This window comes from Lysobacter enzymogenes, assembly GCF_017168095.1.
Classification (GTDB): domain Bacteria; phylum Pseudomonadota; class Gammaproteobacteria; order Xanthomonadales; family Xanthomonadaceae; genus Lysobacter; species Lysobacter enzymogenes_D.
In genome coordinates this window covers 1-4,273 of the sequence record NZ_LXSD01000461.1, presented here as the reverse complement: position 1 = coordinate 4,273, position 4,273 = coordinate 1, and the positions used below count along the sequence as shown (strand labels likewise).

The 4,273-nt window shown below is 74.1% G+C and carries 4 protein-coding genes; all 4 read right to left on the bottom strand.

The genetic code is table 11. The features are described from left to right. Positions 1 to 1,144, bottom strand: a 1,144-nt coding sequence (locus A7A76_RS19675; RefSeq protein ID WP_206412841.1) for a GAF domain-containing protein, incomplete at its 3' end; no start/stop codon positions are given. Next, the gene (locus A7A76_RS19670) at positions 1,141 to 1,728 is read right to left on the bottom strand and encodes a biliverdin-producing heme oxygenase (protein WP_206412840.1); all 588 of its coding nucleotides are present in this window, start codon (positions 1,726 to 1,728) and stop codon (positions 1,141 to 1,143) included. The genes A7A76_RS19675 and A7A76_RS19670, both read right to left, overlap by 4 nt. Before the next feature lie 153 nt (positions 1,729 to 1,881). Continuing rightward, positions 1,882 to 3,609 (bottom strand): tetratricopeptide repeat protein, encoded by a 1,728-nt coding sequence (locus tag A7A76_RS19665; protein WP_206412838.1) that lies wholly within the window; start codon positions 3,607 to 3,609, stop codon positions 1,882 to 1,884. Between the two features lie 19 nt (positions 3,610 to 3,628). Continuing rightward, positions 3,629 to 4,108, bottom strand: coding sequence for a GNAT family N-acetyltransferase (locus tag A7A76_RS19660; RefSeq protein WP_206412836.1), 480 nt, complete (start codon positions 4,106 to 4,108; stop codon positions 3,629 to 3,631). Positions 4,109 to 4,273 lie beyond the last annotated feature (165 nt).

The following is a 4,273-nucleotide window of genomic DNA, read 5'->3' as shown; positions in this document are numbered from 1 at the left end:
CCAGGGCCGGCGCCAGCAGCGCCGGGTCGAGGTCGGCGCCGGCCAGCACGGTGTCGTTGCCGGCGACCACCGCCGCGCCGTCGGCGGCGAGCGCGCCGAGCAGCGCGTCGGGCTGCTCGCGCAGCACCGCGAACAGCGAGGGCGACTGCGCCAGCGCCTGTTCCAGGCGGTCGCGGTGCAGGCGCGCGGCGGTCTCGGCCGCGGCGATCTGCTTGAGGTTGCGCGTGCTCAGCAACAGCGACACGTAGCGGCCGAACACGTCGGCGGCGATGCGCTCGCGCGGCCCGACCGCGCGCGGCTGCGGATGGTGGCAGGCGATCAGCCCCCACAGGCGGCCGTCGACGATAAGCGAGATCGACATCGACGCGCGCACGCCCATGTTGCGCAGGTATTCCAGGTGGATCGGCGAGACGCTGCGCAACACGTCGAAGCTCATGTCCAGCGGCGCCGCCTGCGGCGCGGTGCGCACCGGCACCGGCGCATAGCCGGCGTCGGGAATCACCCGCACCCGGTTGGCCAGGTACAGCGCGCGCGCCTGCGGCGGGATGTCGGATGCGGGAAAGCGCAGGCCCAGGTAGGAGCTGAGTTCGCCGCCCAGGGACTGCGCCACGACTTCGCCGGAATGATCGTGGCGGAACGCGTAGACCATGACCCGGTCGTAACCGGTGAGCGCGCGCACCTGCTCGGCCACGGCCTGGAAGAACGGCGTCGCCTGGGTGCGGGCTTCGAGCCCGGCGATCATCGCGTGCGCTTCCAGCGGCGCGGCGACGGCGCGCGCGGCCGGCTCCAGTTCGACATGGATCAAGTCCGAGCGCACGTGCACCGACAGATGATGCAGCCCGCCCCACACGCCGGCGTTGACCAGCCCGGCCAGGCGCGGGAACTCGCCTGGCCGCGAGGCCGCGGCGCTGGCGCGGATCAGCTCCAGCGCGTGCGCGTCGAACAGCTCGTCGATGGGCTGGCCGAGCAGGGCGACGGCGTCGTCGGCGCCGAACAGTTCGCCGGCGTTGTCGGAGGCCGCGACGATCGCTCCGCTGCGCGGCGCGAACGCGAGCAACGCGCCGTGCGGCTGGATCGCGCCGCTGAGGTGGATGGGTTCGCGCGCGCAGGCCTCGAAGGCCGCCTGCAATTTCGGATCGGTCACGCAGACTCCTTTTCGATCAATCCATCGGCGACCACGTCGAAAGCGTGTCGCGCGCCGCGCACGGCATCCGCGCGCAGGCCGCCTTCGAGGATCTGCAATTCGCCGAGAAAGCGCGGCCAGCGATCGCCGGGCCGCGCGTGATGCTGCAGGAACGCCAGCGGCAGGCCGGGCTCGCGCAGGCGCAGGCGCTCGGCGGCGCGCAACAGCACGCGCGCGCCCAGCGCGGAACCTTCCAGCACGTAGTTCGCGCCCATCCAGCACGAGCCCGGCAGCGGCGCCAGTCCGTGCGCCAGCGGCAGCAGGCCGAGGTCGCGCAGGTCCTGGCGCAGCAGCGCCTGGCGGCGCGGATCGACCCATTCGCTCCAGGCCGCGCGCGCATCCACCGCCGCCGGCGCCGCCGCCAGCAGTTCGACCAGCGCGAGCATGCCGAGCAGATAGCGGGTGTAGCCGCCGCGGTCGTCGAGCGCGCCGGCGAGGGCGGCGTCGAGGTCTTGATGTTGGCGTGCGGTGGCCGTGCGCAATTCGAGGTGCAGCGTGTTCAAGGGCGGTTCGGCGAACGGCGAGAAGGCAGCCAGTCTACGCATTGCGTTCCTCCGCGTCAGGCCGCGCGCGCGGCGTCTGAACGATTCAGTTGCAAGCTGCGACCGTAGCCGCAGCCACAGACGACGCACGTGAACGCGCGGTCCACGCGGAGTTAATCGCGCCGCTTGCGCGCGCGGCGGCGCGACGCGCCCGCGTCAGACCCGCGCCGGCCCCTGCAGCGGCGTCGGCGCCTCGCCCTTGCGCTGGCGCCGGGCCATCGCCAGGGTCATCGCGGCGAAGTCGACGGCGAAGCCGTCCATGTCGAACACGCCGCTGTCCGCGCGCCGCGCCGCCAGTCGCGCGCGCAGCGCCGCCAGCGCGGCCGGATCGTTGCCCAGCGCGATCGCGCGGGCGACGAAGGCGGCGTCGTCGGCGACGTTCATCTCGTCCAGGCCGAGGTGGTGGTTGAGGCTGCCGGCCACGCGCGCGGCGAAGGTCGTGCCGGGCGCGGTCAGCACCGGGCAGCCGGCCCACAGCGCGTCGGACGCGGTGGTGTGGGCGTTGTAGGGATGGGTGTCGAGGAACAGGTCGGCATGGCGCAGCCGCGCCAGGTAATCGGCGTGCGGCTGCTTGCGCATGAACACCAGCCGCGCCGGATCGATGCCGTGGCCGGCCGCGGCCTCGCGCTGGCGCGTGTCGGCGTTGCCGGGCCCCGACAGCAGCCACAGCACGCTGCCGGGCACGCCGCGCAGCGCCGCCAGCGCGCGCGCGAAACTGCGCGGGTTGAGCTTGTAGCTGTTGTTGAAGCAGCAGAACACCACGCCCTGCGCGGGCAGGCCGCAGGCGGCGCGGTCCGGCGGTTCGGCGACGACGCGGGCGGTGTCGGAGGGCTGGAAGCAACGCGGCAGCCAGGCCACGGTTTCGCTGAAGTGCTCGGCCATCGGCTCGGGCAGGACGAAGCGGTCGGCGAGCACGTAATGGATCCACGGCGCGGCGCTGGTGCCCGGATAGGCCAGCCAGTTCACCTGCACCGGCGCCGGCCGCATCGCCAGCACTTCCGGGGTGCCGCCGCCGCCCCAGCCGCGCAGGTCGAACAACACGTCGATGCCGGCGCCGCGGATGCTCTGGGCGATGCGCGCGTGCGGCTGCTGGGCGACGTCGTGCAGTTGCTGCGCGGCCTCGCGCAGGCGCCGGCGGATCGTACTGCCGTCGTCGCGGTTGAGCGCGAACAGATGCACTTCCAATCCGCCGCGGCGCTTGAGCGCTTCGAACAAGGCCACCGTCAGCAAGCCGGTGGGATGGTTGCCGAAGCCGTTGGAGAGGAAGCCGGCGCGCACCGGCGCGTGCGCGTCCTTGAGCGGCGCCGGCGGCAGCGTGGGCACGGCGCGGGCGATCGCGGACGCGCGCAGGCCGGCGCAGCGGCGCTGTTCGGCGGCGCTGGCGTCCTCGCTGAGGAAGGCGAACGGCTCCACCGAGGCCTGCGCGCGCGCGACCGCGTCGCGGACCTGACGGGCGAGGCGGTCGAGATCGCGCCAATCGCACAGCTTGCGCCGCCACGCCAGCAGGTAGGCGGCCAGCTGCGGTTCCTGCGGCGCCAGCGCGTAGGCGTGGGCGTAGGCGGCCAGCGCGCCTTCGGCGTCGCCGACGTCTTCCAGCACATGGCCCAGCCACACCGCCATGCCCGGGTGCCGCGGCGCCGCGCGGGTCGCCGCGCGCAGGCTGTGCACGGCTTCGTCGCGGCGGCCCTGCATCCATTGCGCGCGGCCCAGCCGCGCCAGCGCCTCGGGATGGCCGGGGCGCAGTTCCAGCGCGCGCCGCGCGGCGAGTTCGCCCGAGGCGGCGTCGCCGGCGTCGAGTTCGTGTTCGGCCAGCATCACCCAGCCCATCGCGTCGCCGGGGTGGGCGCGCAGGGACTGGCGCAGGGCGGCGCGCGGATCGGTCATGGCGCGGGGCTCGCGGCGCTCAGGCTTGCGCCGGCGGCAGGCCGGCTTGCGCCAGCGACAAGTGATAGCGCTGGGTGCCGTCGAAGCGCTGCCAGCCGGCGGCGTCGTACAGCGCCTGCGCCTGGGCGTTGTCGTGGTCGGTTTCCAGCTCCAGGCGCGCGGCGCCGTCATTGCGCGCGAATTCGGCGGCGGCCTCGAGCAGGGCGCGGGCGACGCCGCGGCGGCGCGCGCCGGGCTCGACGAACAAGTCGTTGAGCACCCACACCCGCGCCGCGCGCACCGAGGAGAAGGTCGGATAGAGCTGGACGAAGCCGGCGGCCGCGGCGTCGTCGAGCGCGGCCAGCAGCAGCACCGAATCGCCGCGCTGCAGGCGCTCGCCGATGAAGGCGCGCGAGACCTCGGCGTCGTCGCGCTGGGTGTAGAAATGCCGGTAGCGGTCGAACAGCGGCGCGACCAGGTCGAGGTCGGCGGAACGGGCGCGGCGGATGGCGAGGCTCATGCGGACGTCGGCGCGGCGGGGGAGGGCCGATTATGGCCGCAGGGCGGGGGCAGCGTCATGACCGGCGGCGGCTCGCAGTCCTTCGAATGCGGGCGATCCCCCTGTAGGAGCGGCGCGAGCCGCGACCGCGACACCGCAACTACGCCGAAACCTGCGCCGCAGCTG